This window comes from Anaerorhabdus furcosa (assembly GCF_900167375.1).
Lineage (GTDB): Bacteria > Bacillota_I > Bacilli_A > Erysipelotrichales > Erysipelotrichaceae > Anaerorhabdus > Anaerorhabdus furcosa.
This window is the reverse complement of the sequence record NZ_FUWY01000002.1, coordinates 401,360-422,211: the sequence shown is the minus strand read 5'-3', so window position 1 is coordinate 422,211 and position 20,852 is coordinate 401,360. Positions and strand designations below refer to the sequence as shown.

The window sequence follows — 20,852 nt, the reverse complement described above, 5'->3', positions numbered from 1 at the left end:
TCTAAAAACCAACCTTACTCATAACATGAATGTCTTCAGGTGCAAATGATAAACCAACCTTCATGCCTTCTTTTTTGTAGTCAGTTGTGTGAATTTTAAATTCTCTACCCTTAGTTGCGAATGTGATTTGATAATCACCTTCAGTTATATTTTCATCATCAAAATCATATTTCACATCATAAATTTCTACAACACTGTCATCTTCAAGTGACCATGCAGTTGCATTTGCCCAACGTTTTAAATCAGTATCAAGCGCAATACTTTCTTTAATTTCATCAACTGTTTTGTAGAAATCAAATGCTTGTACAGCTTCTTCATTAGTAGCATCTTCTGTAAAGATTGGCTCTACTACTGTGATATTGATTGTTACCGCAGTTCCATTACTTGTTTCAAATGTACAAGGATATACACCTTTTTCATTTTTCACATCATAAGTCACTTTACTGATTGATAAATCTTCATTATCAAAGTTCCATGCTTGTGCATTGGCACGTGCAGTCACATCACCCGTTGTTAAATTAGGTACATCTTCTAAATCCATATAGAAGTTACTTGCACTTATCTTTTCTTTTTCTTCTTCATTGACAATATCTTTATTTCCTAAAACATGCATTGTAACTGTTTTTGAAGTCCCTGATACTGTTTCTACGATGATTTCATAGTGAACACCTTTGAATAATGTTGACTTTACCTCACCGTTTAAAACACCTTTATTTCTTGCGACAATATCAATGTCTTCCGGACGAATCATAATATCTACAGGTTCATTCTCTCTAAACCCATGATCAACACATTTATAATCTTTATCATCAAAATCAACAAGATAATCTTCTTTCATTACCCCATCAATAATATTTGATTCTCCAATAAATCTTGCAACATATTCATCTACTGGTTCATTGTATATTTCAGTTGGTGTACCAATTTGAATAATTTCTCCATCTTTCATAACCACAATCTTATCACTCATTGTAAGAGCTTCTTCTTGATCATGAGTTACAAAAATGAAGGTAATTCCAACTTCTTGTTGAATCTTTTTAAGCTCATGTTGCATTTCTTTTCTAAGTTTTAAATCCAAAGCTCCTAGTGGCTCATCTAACAATAAAACATCTGGTTCATTAACCAAAGCTCTTGCAATCGCAACACGTTGTTGTTGCCCTCCTGATAAAAGAGTAACATTTCTTTTTGCATATCCTTCAAGTCCAACTAGACTTAACATACGATTTACTTTTTGTTCAATAATATCTTTTGATTGTTTCTTTATTTTTAAACCAAACGCGATGTTATCATAAACATTTAAATGAGGAAATAATGCATATTTTTGGAATACTGTATTTAAGTTTCGCTTATATGCTGGAACCTTACTAATTTCATCACCATCAAAGACAATTTCTCCTGATGTTTGTTCTAAGAATCCACCTAGAATACGTAATAATGTTGTTTTACCACAACCAGATGGTCCAAGTAATGTAACAAATTCATTTTCATAGATATCCAAATTTATTCCTTTTAATACAATTTGATTATCAAATGATTTTACAATGTTTTTAAATTGAATTAATTTTTTCATAGATCCCCTCTCCTTCTAGAAAATTGGTGGTGTACATATCCATAGAACTTTAGCACTTTGTGTTGAATCATTTTTTAAGTAGTGCTGCTCATTCCCCTTAATGTAAAATGTCTCACCTTTTTTAATTGAAATCCCTTTTTTACTCTCACCCTTAATCAGTCGAATACGTCCAGATAATACATATCCAAACTCTTCTCCTTCATGAGGTAATACAAGTTGGCTTTCCCCATTTTCTGATAATTCTAAAAGAATGGGTTCCATCTCATTTTTTTGTGCATTGGGTACAATCCAATTCACAATGCTTCCATCACGTTCATCTACAAAATAATCATCAATACCAAAGACAATTTTCTCATCTTTTTCTTCTTGGAAGAATTTAGCCATGGTTGTCCCTAAAGCCTCTGCAATATCCTCCAGTGTTTGAATGGATGGCGATGTTAAATTACGTTCCAATTGTGACAAAAATCCTTTGGTCAATTCACAACGACTCGCTAATTCTTCAAGCGTTAGATTGTTCTTGGTCCTTAGTTGTTTTATTCGATGTCCTATGTCCATAAAATCGCCTCCTTTTGTTTAGTATTACTAAACTACTTGTTTTCATTTAATAAACGCAAATATTATTATACAAAAACTTGTCAAAAATGCAATAGGTTTTATAAACTTTTTGTTTAGTAACCATAAACATTTATGTTCATTATATTCCTATTTTAGAGTAGTCACCATTATTTTGCTTAATTGCAAAAGAAAAGAGACGTTTTATCGTCTCTTACTTAATTAAATTTAACATTGATTCTAAAGCAGGTTTTGGTTGAAAACCAACTGCACTTTTAACAACTTGACCTTCTTTAAATGCAAATAGCGCTGGAATTGACATCACACTATATCGTTGCGCTAATTCACCCAATGCATCCACATCAACCTTCACAAACTCAATAGTTTCATATGATTTACTTAATTCCTCAAGAACAGGTGCAATCATTTTACATGGTCCACACCATTCAGCAAAGAAATCAACCAAAACAGGTTTGTTGCTTTCAATAAGTTGGTCAAACTCTTGTATTGTTTCAATTACTTTCATTTGGCTACCTATAGTTTGCTTGCTGCAGCTTTATCAACGATTACAATAACATTTGGATGATTTTGTAATGCACTAGCTGGACAATCTTCAGAGATAGGACCTTTGATCATGCCATAAATAGCATCAGCTTTATTTTCACCTGTAGCTACAAGTAATACTTTCTTTGATTTCATAATTGTTGCGATACCCATTGTAATTGCTTGAGTAGGTACTTCATCAATGCTATCAAAGAAACGAGCATTATCTAAACGTGTTTTTTCTTGTAAATCTACAATATGAGTTAATGTATCAAATGATGTTCCTGGTTCATTGAAACCAATGTGACCATTTCCACCGATACCTAATAATTGAATATCAATGTTGTATTCTTTCATTGCTTCTTCATATTTTACGCATTCTGCAGGGACATTGTCACTATCTCCTACTGGTATATGAATATTTTCTTCTGGAATATTTAATCCATCAAATAAGTTTTCATGCATGAACGTATAATATGTTTGCTCATGTGATTTTGGTAAACCAATGTATTCATCAAGATTGAATGTAATCACATTCTTATATGATGTTCCATTTGATTTATGATCAGCTTGCATTTTCTTATATAGACCAATTGGTGTTGAACCTGTTGCTAGACCTAATACTGGTTTTTCATGAGATACAACTTCTTCCTTCATTACTTTAAAAGCTTCACTACTTGCTTCATCGTAATTCTCTACGACTATGATTTTAAACATTTCCTCTATCTCCTTCTTTTCTCATATATTTATATCACGTTTTCTAGTAAATTTCTATACAATACGCTGTTTCATAGTGATGATTCGGTGCTAAGTTAATCGTTCCTTCTCTTTTATCAAAAGGAAGATCGTTTTCACTATAATCACCATGTCCATGCCATGGTTCAATGCACATAAATGGTGCATTTTGCTTTGTCCAGAATGCTAACCATCGATAACCTACTAAATCAACAATGACACCATGTTTGCCATTAGTAAGCTTCACAGATGATGATTGAGGGTATTCAAAACAAATTGTTGGATTACTTTCAAATAAAGAATAGTCGCAAGGTATTTTCTTGTCATTATTTAAACTAAATGGTCCAAGTAATCCATTTAATACTTCTTCATTAGAAAATTCTAAATGATAGTCTTCAAACTTCTCACCTTCAGTTAATGGACAATTAAATGCAGGATGTAACCCAAAACTAAATGGCATTGTTTCTTTTGAGTGATTTTCGATTTGATATCGAATGTGTACTTTTGTATCACAAAGTGTATAAATTACTCTTAGTGTGAAATCAAATGGATATAGTTTTAATGTTTCCTCATTTTGTTTCAATACCATGGTAATTGTATATTCAGTTACATTCTCTACTTCAAATTCAGCCGAGCGTGCTAGACCATGGTTGCCCATGAAGTATTCTTTTCCATTGATGATTTGTTTTTTATTCCAAGTATTGCTTACCATTGGAAATAAAATTGGATTTCTTCCAGCCCAAAATTCACTGTTACCTTGCCACATATACTCTATTTCAGTATCTTTCATTTTAAAACTTGTGATTTCTGCACCTTTTGTACCCACTTCTAAAATTGCTTTATCGTTTTCTACTCTTACCATGTTCTACTCCCCTCTTTTGAGTTTGTTGTTTGTTGTATATAGGTGGAATTAAGCATTTGTTGTTATTTCCAACTAAATCTAATCGATTTGCTTTTTTTAATGCCTCATAAACTAAATCATAATTCTTTGGATAAGAATACTGCATAAGTGCTCGTTGTAAGAGTTTCTCATGTGAATTCTTTTCTACATATACCTTTTTACCTGTCAGTGGATCTATCCCCGTGTAGTACATGCATGTACTTAGGGTAGAAGGGGTCGGATAAAAATCTTGCACTTGTTGTGGTGTATGACGAATTCTCTTCAAATAACATGCCAACTCAACTGCATCTTGCAAATCACATCCAGGATGGCTACTCATCAAATACGGAACTAAGAATTGATTCTTATTCGCTTCTTTATTTAATCGTTCATACTTCTTGGTAAATGAATCATATAATTCAAAATTGCATTTTCCCATAACATCCAATACTTTATTGGAAACATGTTCTGGGGCTACTTTCAATTGACCACTAATGTGATGTTCAACTAACTCTTTGAAGAAAGTATCATCTTTATCGTGCATTAAATAATCATAACGAATTCCCGATCTTACAAATACTTTCTTTATTTTAGGTAGCTTTCGGCATGCCCTTAGAATTTCTAGATAATCTTTGTGATCCACTTTTAAGTTTGGACATGGTTTTGGATGCAAACATTCTTTGTGCTTGCATGTACCTACTTTTAATTGTTTATCACATGAAGGGTGATAGAAATTCGCAGTAGGGCCACCCACATCATGGATATATCCTTTAAAATCATCATATTCAGTGATTTTTTTCACTTCATTTACGATTGATTCTTTTGATCTACTTTGAATGATACGACCTTGATGTGCCGTTAATGCACAGAAGCTACAACTTCCAAAACAACCACGATTACTAATTACACTGAATTTTACTTCTTCAATTGCAGGTATGTATTTATAGCGAGGATGGAACTTGCGCATATAAGGTAAACTATAAGCAAAATCCATTTCTTTTGTTGATAGCGGTAATGAAGGTGTATTTTGCACGACATAACAGTTTTTATAAGGTTCCACAAGTATTGTTGCGTTAAGTGCATCATGATTTTCATGTTGAATTTTAAAACTTTCAGCATATTTACGTTTATCATTTTTTATTTCTTCAAATGTTGGTAATACAACATGTTCAAACAATGTATCCAATGTATTGGTTTGATATACCGAACCTCTAATATAGGTAATATCTTTTATATTCAAACCGCCATCTAATGCTTCAGCCAGCTCAATGATACTTGTTTCTCCCATACCATATAAAACCATATCAGCTTGAGCATCCAATAAAATACTAGGTCTTATTTTATCATCCCAATAATCATAATGCGCAAGTCTTCTTAATGAAGCCTCTATTCCTCCAAGAATAATTGCAGAATTGGGGAAAAGTTCTCTAACTTTCTTACTATAGACAATGGTAGCACGATCTGGTCTTTTACCCATAGCCCCTTCATCTGTATAACTATCTTTATCTCTTCTTCTTTTACTAACTGAATAATGGTTTACCATTGAATCTATATTGCCTGAACTGATTAGAAATCCAAGACGAGGTTCACCAAATTGTAAGAACTCATCATTCTTTTTCCAGTTGGGTTGTGAAAGCATCACAACCTTATAGCCATGTGCTTCTAACATTCTTGTAATAATTGCCGCACCAAAAGAAGGATGATCAACATAAGCATCCCCAGATACGTATATAAAGTCAGGTTGTTGCCAACCTCTTTGTAACATTTCATCTCGATTTATAGGTAAAAATTCCATTTTATCACCAACCTCTTCTATTATATCAAACTTTCTAGAATGTAACTAAAACTCTTGTTGCTTTATTCATTCTTAAAATTGAACTCATAATTTGCGCAATCACAAATATTACGAAGGGAAGTAACAGTGTGAATTGTTGATTCTTGTAATCAAATATAAGTTGCATTATACTCATTAAATAAACATGCATTACATAAACACCAAATGTATTTACACTAATATAGGAAACAAATTTTGATATCCCATTATTCTTTATATCCAAGCGATTTAAGAAACTAAATAGTGTAACAATCCAAATCATAACAAAGGCATTATCATAAAAGAATTCCGCATAGGTGGTTCCATAATAATTAACACCCATAAACATTTCATAATTCACAACTGCAATTGTGATGACGATGAGAAATAATAGATGCTTCCAAATCTTGATTTCTGACTTTATGATTTCTTTTATCTCAGGTTTTCCTAAAAAACCTCCTAAAAAGAAATAAGCAAAGTGGTTCCACAATCTAAACGTTTGTGGCACATAGGATTGAATCAGTGGTTTATCTACAGCTACAAAAAGTACATTGATGATATCAATTCCAAAACAAATTAAAAAACAAAGTACTATAATTAAGAAAGCTGTTTTTGGATGAATAAAGATTCGATGCAATAATGGTAAAAACAAATGAATTAAGATTAATGTACCAATAAACCAAAATTGCCACATATTTCCTTTTTGCATTAATCCCAACACAACTGTTTGGATTGGATTAACCCAAGACCCTGTTGTAAAATAATTTATACAACTATAAATTAGGCACCATAAGAACACAACACCTAACATTTTTAATGACTTCAATGATTGTCTTTTAAACGTAATCTTATCTTTATTTAATAGTAAATACCCATTAACCATAAGTAATAACGGAATGGCACATCCACTTAAGTAATATACCCATTGGTCTACCTTATTACTTGGTATATCAATTAAATGTAAACAAATAACTGCAAATGAGGCAATAATCTTGATTAAATCAATACTAACTTCTCTTTTTTTCATTTTTTTGCCTCCGTTTAATAAGGATACCACGATTTTTCACTTTTTCAACTTTTTGGAATATCACAAATTTCACCCAAATTTGTATGTTATAATAAAAACGCTAAATTTTCATTTAGTTTTTTATCGTGAAAGGAATTACTAATGACTAGAAAAAAGATTAAAGCTACTATAAAACGTAAAAGCAAACAAAGCATACTCATTTTTTTAGCTGTTATGATCGCATTTTTGATTACTGCATATATTGCAGCGTTAATTATATTAAGAGGTCCTTCTCCTACATTAAGCAATCTTGTTACAAGTACTTTGATGGAAACACGCAGAGGAAAAGCTGTTGCTCATTTGTTTTTCTCTAGCAATGAAATAGAAGAAATCTTACAAAAGAATACATTATATCAAACAGATGAAATTACTGATTATACAACAGAAGGATTTGATATTCCTGAGAGTGAAAAAGATAATATTCAAATTATCCCTATTAGTGGTCCTACTTATAAAGGAACATTAATGATTATCCGTGATCCTTCACGCATTGAATTAGGAGTTAATGTTTTGATGAATACCGATAGTCAAAAAGGATTTTTAGTTGAAGAATTCGTTGCAAGTGAGAATGCAATTGCTGGAATTAATGCTGGAGGTTTTGATGATCCAGGTGGTAAAGGTGATGGAAGTATTCCTTATGGAATCGTTATCAAAGATGGTGAACTTGTAACTGGTAAATTAGATGACTACTATTCAGTGATTGGATTCAATGATAAAAATCGTCTAGTCGTTGGAAATATGACCGCTGAGCAAGCTTTATCTTACAATTTAAAAAACGCTGTGTCTTTTGGACCTGTATTAATTGTAAATTATGAAGCTGTTCCAATTACGGGTACAGGTGGTGGTTTAAACCCACGTACTGTAATTGGTCAAAGAGAAGACGGTGCCGTACTTCTTCTAGCTATTGATGGACGTCAAACCACTTCACTTGGAGCTTCTTATAGTGATTGTATTGATATTATGATGGAATATGGTGCAATGAATGCTGCAAACTTAGATGGTGGGTCAAGTACTGTTATGGTTTATGAGGGAGAAATCATCAACAATGTCGTATCAATGAATGGAGATCGCCGCGTACCAACAGCGTGGATAGTAAAGTAAGATGAAAAGACATTCGAAAATACAATTAAGCTTTTATAAAGGTTTAGGCCAAACATTCCTCGTCTTAATTGCAATTAGTTCTTTCTTTCTTGGACTATTGTGGATTGGGCTAAACTATTATGAAAGTACTACACCAAATGGTGCATTAATTCACTATGTAGATCAGCTTGAGCAAAAACAATATGATGCAATTTATGAAGAGTCTAAAAAAGTATATGCTCAGTATAATGAAAAAGATACTTACATAGAATACTTAAAAAGCTTTTATGGAAATTTGGATTTAAGTAAAGCAACTTTTGAAAAACAAAACTATACTTCAACAGAATTTCAATACTATGACATGATTATTGATGGAAGTCCTATTGCAACAATAGAAATCAAAAAAGACGCCGATAAAAACAAATGGAATGCAAGAACTTTGACAAAAGTTCACAGCTATAAGATTGATTCACCTACGACTGATCTTCAAATGGTAGTCAACGATAACCATATTGGAAGTGATCGTATTGTCGCAAGAGATATACCTTCTGTAGCTTATTCTAATTTGAAAAATCAAGAAGATGCACCGTTAGTTACTCAATATTTTATTGATAACCTAATTGGTGATCCAATCATTGATGTTCAAAACAATGAATATATCCTTGTAAAAGATGCAATTCTCGATCAATACTATGCAGGTCCAGTGATTGATACTGAAACACTCAGCGAATATGAAGCATTGATCGAAAAAGTAGCTACAACTTATTGTATGTACATTACTGAAGATGAAACATTTAATAACTTACGTAAATTACTTTATACAAAAACAGAATTCTATGATGCAATTCGTTCATTCAACAACGCTTATTTTTCAGCACATGATTCAATTGAATTTAAAAATATGAATGTATTTGACGTTGTGGAGATTGGTGAAGATGGGTTTATTGGATCTGTATCCTTTGACTACATCGTTTATGTTGGTGAGCGTTCTCAAACTTACAGTAGTACCTACCAATTAACATTCTTAAAAGTAAATGGCAAATGGTTACTTTCTAATCTTGCTATTGCAGAAGCAAACTAAGCAAAAAAGAAGACAATATTCAATACTTTATTGAGTTTGTCTTCTTTTAAATTTATTATTTAAACAAATCAGTAGATAAGTATCTCTCACCAGTATCAGGTAATAGGACAACAATATTTTTACCTTTGTTTTCTGGTAACTTCGCAAATTCTAATCCTTTTGCTAAAGCTGCACCACTTGAAATCCCTGCAAGTATTCCTTCTGTTCTTGTAAGCATTTTTGAAGCATCAATTGATTCTTCAATGCTTGCAGTTACAATTTGATCTACTACACCTGGATTATAGTTAATGGGTACAAAATTTGCACCAATTCCTTGTATTTTATGAGGCCCAAATATTCCTTCTGATAATAAAGGTGAATCTTTTGGTTCAACACCAATGACTTGTGTTATTGGATTATTGAGTTTCAATGTTTGTCCAACACCACTTAGTGTTCCCCCAGTTCCAATTCCTGCTACAAAGATATCTACTTGGTTATCTAAATCATGCAAAATTTCTATTGCTGTGGTTTTGGTATGTATACTTGGATTGTTTGGATTTTCAAATTGTGATGGTATAAATGAATTTGGTATACTTGCCATTAATTCATTAGCCTTTTCAATTGTTCCTTTCATTCCTAGCTTACCTTCCGTAAGAACAAGCTCAGCTCCATATTGTTCAATTAATTTTCTTCTTTCAATACTCATCGTATCTGGCATAACAAGAATACATCGCATACCTAATGCTGCTGTAACCATAGCGAGACCAATGCCTGTGTTTCCACTTGTTGCTTCAATAATTGTAGTTTCTAAATCAATGTCGTCATCATCAATTGCTTTTTGAATCATATTATAAGCAATACGATCCTTTACGCTACCACCAGGATTAAAGAACTCAACTTTTGCATAAAGATTAGCTTCTAAACCAAACTTTTCCATCAAGTTATTTAACTTCACTAACGGGGTACTTCCAATTGTTTCAAGTATGTTGTTTACCTTCATGGTTAAATCTCTCCCTCTCTTTGTAAGTATTATAGCACTCTAAAATTAATATAGTTGAAATATACTTTTCAACCCTTTATGATATATCTCTAAGGAGCAAATTATGTTCAAAGACCTAAGAATGCAGATTCAACATATTAAGCGAAGTGATCCCGCTGCTAGAAATGCAATTGAGATTATTTTACTATACCCAAGTGTCCATGCAATCGCATGGCATCGTCTATCTAATTTACTTTATAAAGCACATTTTTATCTATTTGCTCGAATATTTTCACAATTCGCGAGATTTCTAACTGGAATTGAAATTCATCCAGGGGCGACAATTGGATATGGACTTTTTATTGATCATGGTATGGGTGTTGTTATTGGAGAAACTACCATCATTAAAGATAATGTAAAACTATTCCATGGTGTTACTTTAGGCGGCACAGGACGTGAGCATGCGAAAAGACATCCAACATTAGAGGAGAATGTTGTCATTGGTGCTGGTGCTAAAGTATTAGGTAACATTACAATAGGAACAAATTCTAAAATTGGAGCAAACGCTGTTGTTTTAAAAGACATTCCACCTAACTCAACTGCAGTAGGAATCCCTGCAAAAATAATTAATATAGAAAAAAGTGAATCACTTTAACTCGTGATTCACTTTTCATTTACCTTTATACCATATCCCCATAATTCATTATCATTACGAAGTAATTTTTCACAAGTATATTGAATGGATTCATTTTCTGCCATTAAGGAGTCACCATAGGCAACGCATCGATTGTATCCATCATTATCTTGGAATATCATCTTATAATCTGTAAGATCACTTACAACAACATGACAAGGTTTGTTTTTATCCATTGCATTTGCTTGATCACAAGTTTTGATTTCCTCAGATTCATTCTCATTCTCTGCTAATGTCTCCTGCTTACTATCTTTATAAACTATGACAGTAAACGGTTCTTCACTAACATTACCACTAATATCTTTCGTAGTATATTTCAAGTAATATTCACCAGGTACATTAAAATTTACTCTACCTACTACACGGACATCACATGGACCATCCGTTTCATCATAGGCAGTTGCAGTTTCATAATTAATTGGATTACCCACTTCTGTTTCAAATACATAGTTTTCAACATTAATCCACGGAGGAGTTGTATCTTCTAACTCATTGCTAGTCATTGCCTTATTTGCACAACCAACCACAATCAAGAATATTAGAAGAAATAAAATTAGTTTTTTCATAAGTATCCTCCTCTTTTAATTATTATACCAAATTAAAGATTGAGTTTCCTCAATCTTATTTTATAATCTCACCTTGTGCTGATCCGCTAATTCCTGCAGCATTTGCTTCATCAGTATCAATGTGCATTGCTAATGCGAAATCATCACGAACACGAACTACTGTATCACCGAATACGATTGAACGACCATTTGTGTCAATTTTAACACCGACGATTTGACCATTTTCCACACCAAATTTTTCTGCATCGCTTGGAAGCATATGAATATGACGTTTCGCAACGATAACTCCTTGAGTTAATTCAACTTCACCTTTTGGACCTACTAATTTAATTGGAGCAGATTCTTTTGTATCTCCAGATTCTCTTAAAGGTGCATTAATCCCTAATGCTCTTGCATCTGTATAAGAAACTTCAATTTGAGTATCTTTACGAGTTGGACCTAAAATTGACATGTTAATTGTTCCCTTTGGTCCTACAACTGCTACTTTTTCTTCACATGCAAATTGGCCAGGTTGTGATAACTCTTTTTTAGATGTTAATTCATGACCTGCTCCAAACAATGTTTCTAAATCTTGTTTTGACACGTGTACATGACGTGCTGATACTTCTACTAATACTTTCTCACTCATTTTTTTATCCCTCTCTCATTAACTTCTTATCTATTATAGAATTATTTCTCTTAAACTTCAAATAAGTATAATTATTTCACAAGTAAATCCGCTACAATCAAACCATTTGCTGCAGCTTGCGATAAAGAACGTGTAAATCCTGCTCCATCTCCTAGCGCATAAAATCCAGGTAATCCTACGATTTCAAAGTTTTCGCATTTTGGTCTAGCAGAATAGTACTTGCATTCAACTCCATACAATAATGTATCGTAATTAGCAATTCCTGGTGCTACTTTATCCAATGCATGTAGTGTTTCAATAATGTTATCTAAATGACGCTTAGGCATACATAGGCTCAAATCACCTGGCACTGCATTAAGCGTTGGTTGTACAGTTGATTGTTTAAGACGTTTATCATCTGTTCTTTTACCTGATTCTAAATCACCTAAACGTTGCACTAACACACTGCCTCCACTAATTTTATTTGCAAGTGATGCAACATATCGTGCATATTCAATTGGTTCATTAAATGGTTCGGTAAAACGAATTGTGCACAAGAGCGCAAAGTTAGAATTGTTTGTCTTTCGATCCAATTCTTTAAATGAGTGTCCATTGACAGTTAAGACACCATCTGTATTTTCAGTCACTACATGCCCTCTTTCGTTAAAACAAAACATACGTGTTACATCGCCATAAGCTTTAGAACGATATAAAATTTTAGGTTCATAAATTTTCTTTGAGAAGTGTTCCCAAACAATTGCCGGGCACTCAACACGAACACCAATATCGACCTGGCTGTTTTCTAAAGATACCTCATTGTTTTTACACCAATTTGTAAACATTCTACTGCCTGCTCTACCTACTGCAAATACAATTTTTTCACCTGTAACGACAAAATCTTCCTTGCCATTAGTAAAAGTAACTTCTTTATTACTTTTATTTACATCTGTTACTGTACAACGTGTTTCTATTTGAATTTTGGTTCTTAATTCTTCAACCATATTCATCATGGTTTTATAGTTTGCATCAGTACCTAGATGTTTTAGTTCAGCTTGTTGCATATGCAAATCATATTGTATACATAGTTTTTTAAGTTCATCATCAGGTGTATATCTTTCTTTTTGCGCACCATATTTTACAAGCACAGAATCAGCTTGTTCAATATAATTCATGACAACATCTTTTGGTAAAAAGTCTGGAAGCCACCCTCCGTATTCAGTAGAAATAATATATTTTCCATCAGAAAAAGCACCAGCTCCACCGATTCCTTCCATAATGGCACATGGATCACATTTAATACAATGATTCACTTTCTTTGCAATAATTGGACATTGTCTTGATTCTAAAGCATTTCCTCTTTCAAGAAGTAATACTGATAAATTAGGATCTTTCTCGATTAAGCGATATCCACACATTAATCCCCCAATACCGCCTCCGATAATTACGATATCATACTTTTGTTTTAGCTCCATTTTCTCCTCCTTTTACCTTTTCCCAGTTCATTTTAACATATAAAAAGATACCACGAAAGTGATATCTAAAATCCAATTAATACGCCTCCAGCCATTGCATAAAATGATGTTAAGCCTTTACAATCTCTAATTTCAATTTTTGCTGTACCAGCAGTTTCTAGAATTTTATTTTTGATATATTCTGCAGCTTCTAAATTATCACAATGACTAATATAGATAGATAAGTTATCTAATGATTTCTTTTTCATCATAAGATCTACTAAAGCATTGTACGCGGCTTTTTGACCTCTTGTTTTCTTTGTAATTTGAATTTCACCCTCTGGTGTATTCTCACATACAGCACGAATATTTAATGTTGAAGCAATTGCACCAACAAAGTTACTCATTCTTCCTGTTTTAATCAAGTTAGAATAGCTACCTAATGTAAAAACAAGATGCAGTGATTTATTAAATTCTTCTATTTCTTCACTTATTGCTTCAAATGTTTTTCCTTCTTGTATTAATTCAATTGTTTTCTTTATTAATACGATTAAATGTCCTGCAGTCGACTTAGAATCACACACATGAACCTTAATTGACTTATCTTCCTCATCTAAGGTTGTTTTGGCAATATTTGCACTGTTATTAGTACCTGAGAGTGCACTTGTTAAGGTAAAACAGAAAACGTTCTCTGATTTCTTAAACCCTTCTAAAAAATCACCTGGTGATGGACACGCGGTTTTAGCTGCATCACTGTACTCATTCATATCTTTAAGCATTTGTTTGACATCAATCTGATCATCATCCACATATTCATTACTTCCCACAATGATTTTTAAAGGAACTACCGTAAAATCAATTCCTTCAACATTGATGTCATTTGATTTTAAATCACAACTACTATCAACTACTATTCCAAATTTAGACATAAATTTCCTCCTTACATCTAATTTACAATATTATGTTATGAAATTATACTTATTATGTCAAGGCATATTCAATTCCTTTTTGTTTTATGTTAGAATTGTTTCAAAGTGAGGTCATTTATGAATAAGTTTAATCAGCAGTTCAAACATTTCCATATCCCTAGATACAATGAATTACCAAGTATTGATATCTATAGTGATCAATTAATCAATTACCTCAAAGATACTCTTGAACCCATTCAAATTGATAAAAGAGATTCCCTTATCACTACTGCCATGATTAATAACTATGTTAAGTGTGGTTTAATTCCCCCTACAGTAAAGAAACGTTACAATCGCAAACATATCGCTTATTTGATGGTTATTTGTGTATTTAAGCAAATCTATCCAATTCCTAAGATCATTAAAATGATTCGTGTTCAAAAACAACATTTTGAAACTGAGACTGCTTATGATTACTTTTGTACAGAACTAGAAAACGCTCTTCGCACCGTTGATATTAGTTCGATGAAAATGTCCAAAGACACCTCACAAACAGGCAAGGAAGAGCGTTTATTTGTCCGTGCATCCATTTATGCATTTGCATTAAAATACATGGTTGAAAATTACTTAGATTCAATTACTGAAAACGAAATTAATAATGAAAACTAGTTTTTCATTAAATTCTAACTTATTATTTTAGCTCAATTCTTTAAAACCCATCCTATTTCTTTTTCAATGTAGGTAGTGGTATTCTAGGATTGAGCTATATTTTTAATCAATATTTATCATTCGCAATACAATAGATATTTAATTATAATTTGATAAAATTCGATCTAATTCTTTTTGTGTTACAGGTATGATCGAACCATGTCTAACATCATCATTTGGTAATTCATAATTGGATTCATCTAACCATACAAAATCTGTCTTATCACCTAATTTTGTAAATTTAGCTACGTGGAAAGTTCCTTTAGGATAGTAATCAACATACAATACATAACCATCCTCAACACGTGCAACAAATGGTCCTTCAATATATTTTTGATCAAAAATAAATTTACTATCATATGCTAATCCAAAGCCATTTGATAATTTATTTGTTGATGCAAAGAAAATTGTTTGAGCTGCTTTTCTTTCATCCTTATAGAACATCCAATACTTACCATCTAGCGGTAATATAGTTCCATCAATCACATTGTATCCAGGGTTATAATATGAATACGGATAGCTAAACTCTTTGAAATCTTTCGTATTTACAGCGTAGATATGACCAACTAAATCTTTTTCTCCAGGGTCACTAAAATAAATATAGTATTGATCACTTTCCATGTCATACATCATTTCAGGAGCCCAAGCACGCTTACCCGTCATTTGTAGTGCTTCATCAAAATATGCTACCCTCACTAGTTCTTCACTTGTAATGTTAACTAAATCTGGACTATTCATAATATAGATATAAGGATTATCAAAACCTTCGGTTGCAAGTATTACAAAGTTTCCCTCTTTATCGCGAGTGATGAATGGATCACGTACTCTTCCATTACCTAAAGAACTTGTAATGATGCTTGATCCACCTTTTAAATCTGTCCAATTTAAAGCATCTGTACTGTATGCAAGTTTCCCAGTTTCTTCTCCTAATTTACCATTGAAGTAAGATAGTATATAACCAGCTACTTGATCTAATAAAACTAAATCATATGTTTTTGTGATTGATTCATTTTTATTTGTGATTGTAGCTTCTAAAATAATATTTTCTTTTTCTTTTTCTGAATGTTTGATTATTTTATTATTTTCTATTGTTGCATTACCAGAAGTAATTTTCCATTCAACATTTGAATCATTTGTAAATGTAGTTGGTAATTCAAAACCATCATGAATCACCTTTTGAATATAAGAGTTACATTCTTCAACATCACGATTTAATTTTGTTAAATCAGTTAAGGCTTTAACAGTAAACTCAAAACTCTTTGATGTTTTAATATTGTTGTAGTCAATTGTTGCAGTCATTGTAACAATTGTATCTTCTTTGACTGGATTTAATTTTGCATAAACACTCATCACATCAGGCATATCACTTACCCAAGTTACAGGTATTTCATCAATTGTTGTATCTACAAGCCACGGTGCATTAATCACATCATCCATATTTGAGAATGTAATACTATCTAGTAAAACATTCCCATAATTATTATCATATATTTCTTTTATTTTTGATTCATCCAACAAATCACTACTCACAACCAATTCTGAAACATATCCTTCTTCATGATTTGTATTATAAAGCATATCTCTACCAAAAGTTAGTGTATTGTCCGTATAACCGATAGGAAGAATTCCTTCCGCAACTTTCTCACCATTTAAATAAATACTTGCTTTGCCATCTTGAAACTGTGTAACTACATAATTGAATCTTCCAGTTTGCAAAGTTTTATTTCCCTCTGCAACAACCCAACTTTCCCTACCATTTACCTTAGCGTTAAGTGAAATGCCACTGTAGGTAGTCCCATCAGGTGTATCATTTGAACCTGATGTAATTAATTGAACATAGTTGTTTTGATCACCTATTGTGTATAGAACTGTTCCAGCTTTATTTGTTGTTGGTTTAATCCAAAAACGAATACTGAATGTCTTATTTTTGAGCAAATCGATATTACCCGTGATTGAATCATCAATTCGTTGTGCATTCCATAAATCCAAATTCTCATTGTCTTTCGATAACTTAACTTCACCATTAAAATTACTGCTAACTGAACAGCTTGTTAACAATAAGACTGTAAGTAATCCAACAAGAATTTTTTTCATATAATTTCTCCTAATCAGCAGTTCTACTTCTTCTGAAAATGCTTAATAAACGAACAAATAAATTTCTAAATGATTTGTATGATACTGCATAAATTAAAGTCATTACGCCACCTACTGATATACCCAAAATCAAACAAGCAATCACAAAGTGAATCATACCTCCACTAATATAGGCAAGGTTATTATTCCAAATAATATAAGCTATTGTTCCAATACCTAAAGCCAAAAGAAGTCTAGAAACAACCATTTTATAATAGCGCAATGGATTTAAACTAAACACATTTTTATAAACTAGTATTGGATTATAAAAGAAATCAATAATCCAGTTTGTTACAAATGTCGCCATAAGCACCCCTGCAAATCCCCAATATCGAATAAGTATTATTGATAATAACACTTTTGAAATTGCCATTAAGTATGCATTATTCTTGGCATTTTTAAATAAGCCATTCGCATCTCTTGAAATAATAATTGGTTCTCTCATCGTTAAATAGAAGATATTCATAGCAAACAAGAAAGCCATGATTACAGTTACACGATATACTGCAGGATCTTTCATCCAATAGGTTAAGAATTCTTGCATTACAACAAAGATACAAATTGAAATAACACTTGCTATATAGGTTGCAAAATTAAAGAATTCCGTAAATACATTATATGCATCTGCTCTATAGTCATTGAATAAATTTCCAAAACTATTAATCGGAGAAGTTATCGCACTATTAATAATTTTAGAAACAGAATCCGTTAGATAACTATAGTTTCCGAAAACACTTGTCATGTCATACCCCATAAACATGGAGATAACAATGTTATCGGTATTGGAAGTTGCTAATACTGACAATCGTTGTATAATTGTGTATTTTGCGCTATGTTGAAATGATTTATCACTCGTATCTTTAGGTTTATCCTTCAACCATGGATAGGCTTTAAGTGCAATGCGACGAGCAACAAAATTTGATAATAAAATATTTGCACCTTCAATTAGAATAATATAATAGAAATTTAATTTCATTAGAATAACAAATATCATGAGTCCCATACGTAAAATCGCAAAAGTTTGAATCCATATATTAATTTTATACTCTTGTTGATCAGCAATAATTACAAAGTTAGGACCCATTAAGAAATATGAAATACCATATGGCACACAAAGAATAATAAATGTTAATACTGTATTGAAATAATCTAAAGGTGAATGGGCAAAGAATGGGAATAAGAAAGCAAGGGCAATACCTAGTATTAGAACAATTGTTCCTGTTGCATTAAATACTTTTTTTGCACCATGATAAATTCTTAAAACAGCTTCCTTATCATCATTTGCAAGTGGCTTAAATAATAATTGTCTAAATGCTAATGAAAATGCTAGCTCACAAATATTTAAAAACATAATGATTTGTGCAATTGTTAATTGTAATCCATTGATATCTCGACCATATAAGCCTATAAAAAGACTTATCTTTACAAACCCTACCAAAGGTAAAATAACGCTTGTAATTAAGCTTACAATGAAATTGTAAAATGAATGCTTAGTACGCATAGTTGTTCCTCCTACTTGATAAATATTGTAAAGACTGCTTTTGTTTTCTTACTAAAATATTGTAGAAACCCACGGTTTTTGATACTTAAATTTTTAATATATTTATTTTTCTTCCAGTTTGGAAAATTTGTACTCATACATTCTTCTGATAAATCATATAGTTCATCAAAGATTGGTGAGCGTAGAAATCTGAACATACCATAAAGTCGTAGATGTTCAATATGAAGGTATTCTATTTCATTATGATATTCATCAAATAAATTTAAATCCTTCATTGTATTTCGTACACTTTCCATGACTCCAAATATTTCTTTAAGTCTCTCACTCTTTGTAACCGACATAATTGATCCTTCACGTTGGCGATAATGAATTAATGTTTCATCCAAATACCCAATTTTAGATGTTAAAGCAAATATCGGTGTTGTGACTGGTATATCTTCATACCATGTATTCAAAGGATAGCGATATCCATCTTCTTTAAAGTAGCGAGCATCATATATTTTATTCCATGCAAACATTGGTGAAAGTATAGCTCTTTTTGATACAGAAGGTGCTTGCCATGAAGTTAACCCTTTCATGATCCAAGAAGGATTTCCATTTTCATAAAAATACTCGATGTTTGTAACAACAACATCAAAACCTTCCTCCATTTTTACAACTAACTTTTCATACAAAGTTGAATCTACATAATCGTCGCTATCTAAAAAACAAATATATTTCCCTTGGGCAAAAGATAATCCATAGTTTCTAGCATCACTCAATCCGCCATTCTTTTTATGAACTTGTTTAATAAGATTTGGATATTTTTTAATCATTTCATCAACAATGGCAGGCCCCTTATCAGAAGATCCGTCATCAACTACAATAATCTCATAGTCACTACATGTTTGGTTGACTAAACTATCCAAACATTGTTGGATATAATTCTCTACATTGTACATTGGAACAATGATGGATAGTTTCATAGTTATTTCTCCTTAAAATTTTGAATCATTTTTTCTTCTATTATCGCATATGTTTTTTTACTAGATGAAGACTTTAATAATTGCATATCACGATATTTTTCCAAGAAACCGCCCTTAGCATTTTTCTTATAGATTGGCTGAATTTGACTACGATGTGGAATTAGTTTTTCTACAAATTCATACAAATGATCTAACTTTTCTTTGTACTCTGTTTTAGTTCCCATCATTCTTGGTGTTTGATAAAGAATAAATTTATAACTCTCAAACATACGATAATAGAACATATCACATGGATTAAGAGACTGTGCTTGATCAACAATTGTCTTAAATACTTCAATGTGTGCATCCAACGCTTTTGGACGAATATCAGTCATCGTATTTCCAGCACGATCAACCAAATAATAAGCACATGCTTTATCTGTATAAATTACTTTGCTTGCCGTTAGCAAACTGATGTAGAAAAGAAGATTATCTGTATAGCCAACTTTATGCAAGAACTTAATCTTTTTAGCTACTTCTTTTTTGTATAGCTTACTGTGTGGTGATGGATCAATATAAAATAAATCGTTATATTCATTTGTACCTGAATTATAAACTGTATTTACTTTTAATTTTGTAAATGCAGTATTGTATGCTGCATCGTAATCTTTATCAGTTCCATCTGAATAGATAAAGTATTTTGCCCCAATTGTAATATCAGCTTCTGATAACTCTGCAAGATCAACTAAATGTTCAAGTGCGTCATCCGCTAAATAATCATCTGGATCACAAATAATGAAATAAGGTGTTTCACATTTTGAAATAGCCATTTCAAGAACTGAACCATATCCCCCATTTTCTTTTTGTATTCCTACAAATTTATTAGGGTATTTTGCTACATATTCATCAATGATGCTTTGTTCATTTGCTGGTGAACCATCATTTACAGCATAAACAACAAAATCTTCAAATGTTTGTTTCAAAAGTGAATCAAAACATGTTCTAACATACTGCTCAACATTGTATATTGGTACAATTACTGTAACTTTATTCATAAGTATC

The 20,852-nt window shown here is 32.0% G+C and carries 20 protein-coding genes; 4 read left to right on the top strand and 16 right to left on the bottom strand.

Going from position 1 to position 20,852, the window contains the following annotated elements; genetic code table 11:
* Position 1 precedes the first annotated feature (1 nt).
* The 7 genes from B5D14_RS05090 to B5D14_RS05060 form a co-directional block, all read right to left on the bottom strand.
* The gene (locus tag B5D14_RS05090; RefSeq protein ID WP_078711517.1) at positions 2–1,570 is read right to left on the bottom strand and encodes an ABC transporter ATP-binding protein; all 1,569 of its coding nucleotides are present in this window, start codon (positions 1,568–1,570) and stop codon (positions 2–4) included.
* A gap of 15 nt (positions 1,571–1,585) precedes the next feature.
* Positions 1,586–2,125 (bottom strand): helix-turn-helix domain-containing protein, encoded by a 540-nt coding sequence (locus B5D14_RS05085; protein WP_078711516.1) that lies wholly within the window; start codon positions 2,123–2,125, stop codon positions 1,586–1,588.
* Between the two features lie 211 nt (positions 2,126–2,336).
* Complete coding sequence (gene trxA, locus B5D14_RS05080) at positions 2,337–2,648, bottom strand: thioredoxin (protein ID WP_078711515.1); 312 nt, start codon at positions 2,646–2,648, stop codon at positions 2,337–2,339.
* Positions 2,649–2,656: 8 nt separating this feature from the next.
* A complete protein-coding gene (nagB, locus tag B5D14_RS05075) occupies positions 2,657–3,382 on the bottom strand; it encodes a glucosamine-6-phosphate deaminase (protein WP_078711514.1) in 726 nt (241 codons plus the stop codon).
* Positions 3,383–3,425: 43 nt separating this feature from the next.
* Positions 3,426–4,262, bottom strand: coding sequence for an aldose 1-epimerase family protein (locus B5D14_RS05070; RefSeq protein WP_078711513.1), 837 nt, complete (start codon positions 4,260–4,262; stop codon positions 3,426–3,428).
* A complete protein-coding gene (locus B5D14_RS05065) occupies positions 4,240–6,075 on the bottom strand; it encodes a YgiQ family radical SAM protein (RefSeq protein WP_078711512.1) in 1,836 nt (611 codons plus the stop codon). The genes B5D14_RS05070 and B5D14_RS05065 overlap by 23 nt, the downstream gene beginning before the upstream one ends.
* 34 nt (positions 6,076–6,109) lie before the next feature.
* Positions 6,110–7,120: an acyltransferase gene (locus tag B5D14_RS05060; RefSeq protein ID WP_078711511.1), complete on the bottom strand. Its 1,011-nt coding sequence runs from the start codon at positions 7,118–7,120 to the stop codon at positions 6,110–6,112.
* Between the two features lie 141 nt (positions 7,121–7,261).
* Here B5D14_RS05060 and B5D14_RS05055 point away from each other — a divergent pair, with 141 nt between their 5' ends.
* Together B5D14_RS05055 and B5D14_RS05050 are read left to right on the top strand one after the other, a co-directional pair.
* Positions 7,262–8,260, top strand: a complete 999-nt coding sequence (locus B5D14_RS05055; RefSeq protein ID WP_078711510.1) for a phosphodiester glycosidase family protein — start codon at positions 7,262–7,264, stop codon at positions 8,258–8,260.
* Between the two features lies 1 nt (position 8,261).
* Positions 8,262–9,320, top strand: a complete 1,059-nt coding sequence (locus B5D14_RS05050; RefSeq protein ID WP_078711509.1) for a hypothetical protein — start codon at positions 8,262–8,264, stop codon at positions 9,318–9,320.
* Between the two features lie 55 nt (positions 9,321–9,375).
* On the opposite strand, the gene cysK is transcribed toward B5D14_RS05050, so the two are convergent.
* Complete coding sequence (cysK, locus tag B5D14_RS05045; RefSeq protein WP_078711508.1) at positions 9,376–10,299, bottom strand: cysteine synthase A; 924 nt, start codon at positions 10,297–10,299, stop codon at positions 9,376–9,378.
* Between the two features lie 103 nt (positions 10,300–10,402).
* On the opposite strand from cysK, the gene epsC reads away from it, so the two are divergent.
* Positions 10,403–10,933: a serine O-acetyltransferase EpsC gene (gene epsC / locus B5D14_RS05040; protein ID WP_078711507.1), complete on the top strand. Its 531-nt coding sequence runs from the start codon at positions 10,403–10,405 to the stop codon at positions 10,931–10,933.
* An 8-nt stretch (positions 10,934–10,941) separates the two neighbouring features.
* Here epsC and B5D14_RS05035 read toward each other — a convergent pair whose 3' ends face one another.
* From B5D14_RS05035 to B5D14_RS05020, 4 genes are all read right to left on the bottom strand, one after another.
* A complete protein-coding gene (locus B5D14_RS05035) occupies positions 10,942–11,538 on the bottom strand; it encodes an immunoglobulin-like domain-containing protein (protein ID WP_078711506.1) in 597 nt (198 codons plus the stop codon).
* A 55-nt stretch (positions 11,539–11,593) separates the two neighbouring features.
* Positions 11,594–12,166: a phosphate propanoyltransferase gene (pduL, locus tag B5D14_RS05030; protein ID WP_078711505.1), complete on the bottom strand. Its 573-nt coding sequence runs from the start codon at positions 12,164–12,166 to the stop codon at positions 11,594–11,596.
* A 71-nt stretch (positions 12,167–12,237) separates the two neighbouring features.
* Positions 12,238–13,617 carry an NAD(P)/FAD-dependent oxidoreductase gene (locus tag B5D14_RS05025; RefSeq protein ID WP_078711504.1) on the bottom strand — a complete coding sequence of 460 codons (1,380 nt, stop codon included), beginning with the start codon at positions 13,615–13,617 and terminating at the stop codon, positions 12,238–12,240.
* 65 nt (positions 13,618–13,682) lie between these two features.
* Positions 13,683–14,525: a DegV family protein gene (locus B5D14_RS05020; protein ID WP_078711503.1), complete on the bottom strand. Its 843-nt coding sequence runs from the start codon at positions 14,523–14,525 to the stop codon at positions 13,683–13,685.
* A gap of 117 nt (positions 14,526–14,642) precedes the next feature.
* Here B5D14_RS05020 and B5D14_RS05015 point away from each other — a divergent pair, with 117 nt between their 5' ends.
* A complete protein-coding gene (locus tag B5D14_RS05015; RefSeq protein WP_078711502.1) occupies positions 14,643–15,173 on the top strand; it encodes a DUF1836 domain-containing protein in 531 nt (176 codons plus the stop codon).
* A gap of 138 nt (positions 15,174–15,311) precedes the next feature.
* On the opposite strand, the gene B5D14_RS05010 is transcribed toward B5D14_RS05015, so the two are convergent.
* From B5D14_RS05010 to B5D14_RS04995, 4 genes are read right to left on the bottom strand one after another with little or no spacing between them, the layout of a single operon-like run.
* Positions 15,312–17,306, bottom strand: a complete 1,995-nt coding sequence (locus B5D14_RS05010; protein WP_078711501.1) for an immunoglobulin-like domain-containing protein — start codon at positions 17,304–17,306, stop codon at positions 15,312–15,314.
* Between the two features lie 10 nt (positions 17,307–17,316).
* Positions 17,317–18,846 carry a lipopolysaccharide biosynthesis protein gene (locus tag B5D14_RS05005; protein ID WP_078711500.1) on the bottom strand — a complete coding sequence of 510 codons (1,530 nt, stop codon included), beginning with the start codon at positions 18,844–18,846 and terminating at the stop codon, positions 17,317–17,319.
* 11 nt (positions 18,847–18,857) lie between these two features.
* Positions 18,858–19,811, bottom strand: coding sequence for a glycosyltransferase (locus tag B5D14_RS05000; RefSeq protein WP_078711499.1), 954 nt, complete (start codon positions 19,809–19,811; stop codon positions 18,858–18,860).
* Positions 19,812–19,813: 2 nt separating this feature from the next.
* On the bottom strand, positions 19,814–20,845 hold the full coding sequence (locus tag B5D14_RS04995) for a glycosyltransferase family 2 protein (RefSeq protein ID WP_078711498.1): 1,032 nt from the start codon (positions 20,843–20,845) through the stop codon (positions 19,814–19,816).
* Positions 20,846–20,852 lie beyond the last annotated feature (7 nt).

Excerpts from the sequence above, each read along its gene's own strand:
- B5D14_RS05090 (WP_078711517.1), bottom strand. The coding sequence starts at position 1,570 with ATGAAAAAATTAATTCAATTTAAAAACATTGTAAAATCATTTGATAAT.
- B5D14_RS05085 (WP_078711516.1), bottom strand. The coding sequence starts at position 2,125 with ATGGACATAGGACATCGAATAAAACAACTAAGGACCAAGAACAATCTA.
- trxA (WP_078711515.1), bottom strand. The coding sequence starts at position 2,648 with ATGAAAGTAATTGAAACAATACAAGAGTTTGACCAACTTATTGAAAGC.
- nagB (WP_078711514.1), bottom strand. The coding sequence starts at position 3,382 with ATGTTTAAAATCATAGTCGTAGAGAATTACGATGAAGCAAGTAGTGAA.
- B5D14_RS05070 (WP_078711513.1), bottom strand. The coding sequence starts at position 4,262 with ATGGTAAGAGTAGAAAACGATAAAGCAATTTTAGAAGTGGGTACAAAA.
- B5D14_RS05065 (WP_078711512.1), bottom strand. The coding sequence starts at position 6,075 with ATGGAATTTTTACCTATAAATCGAGATGAAATGTTACAAAGAGGTTGG.
- B5D14_RS05060 (WP_078711511.1), bottom strand. The coding sequence starts at position 7,120 with ATGAAAAAAAGAGAAGTTAGTATTGATTTAATCAAGATTATTGCCTCA.
- B5D14_RS05055 (WP_078711510.1), top strand. The coding sequence starts at position 7,262 with ATGACTAGAAAAAAGATTAAAGCTACTATAAAACGTAAAAGCAAACAA.
- B5D14_RS05050 (WP_078711509.1), top strand. The coding sequence starts at position 8,262 with ATGAAAAGACATTCGAAAATACAATTAAGCTTTTATAAAGGTTTAGGC.
- cysK (WP_078711508.1), bottom strand. The coding sequence starts at position 10,299 with ATGAAGGTAAACAACATACTTGAAACAATTGGAAGTACCCCGTTAGTG.
- epsC (WP_078711507.1), top strand. The coding sequence starts at position 10,403 with ATGTTCAAAGACCTAAGAATGCAGATTCAACATATTAAGCGAAGTGAT.
- B5D14_RS05035 (WP_078711506.1), bottom strand. The coding sequence starts at position 11,538 with ATGAAAAAACTAATTTTATTTCTTCTAATATTCTTGATTGTGGTTGGT.
- pduL (WP_078711505.1), bottom strand. The coding sequence starts at position 12,166 with ATGAGTGAGAAAGTATTAGTAGAAGTATCAGCACGTCATGTACACGTG.
- B5D14_RS05025 (WP_078711504.1), bottom strand. The coding sequence starts at position 13,617 with ATGGAGCTAAAACAAAAGTATGATATCGTAATTATCGGAGGCGGTATT.
- B5D14_RS05020 (WP_078711503.1), bottom strand. The coding sequence starts at position 14,525 with ATGTCTAAATTTGGAATAGTAGTTGATAGTAGTTGTGATTTAAAATCA.
- B5D14_RS05015 (WP_078711502.1), top strand. The coding sequence starts at position 14,643 with ATGAATAAGTTTAATCAGCAGTTCAAACATTTCCATATCCCTAGATAC.
- B5D14_RS05010 (WP_078711501.1), bottom strand. The coding sequence starts at position 17,306 with ATGAAAAAAATTCTTGTTGGATTACTTACAGTCTTATTGTTAACAAGC.
- B5D14_RS05005 (WP_078711500.1), bottom strand. The coding sequence starts at position 18,846 with ATGCGTACTAAGCATTCATTTTACAATTTCATTGTAAGCTTAATTACA.
- B5D14_RS05000 (WP_078711499.1), bottom strand. The coding sequence starts at position 19,811 with ATGAAACTATCCATCATTGTTCCAATGTACAATGTAGAGAATTATATC.
- B5D14_RS04995 (WP_078711498.1), bottom strand. The coding sequence starts at position 20,845 with ATGAATAAAGTTACAGTAATTGTACCAATATACAATGTTGAGCAGTAT.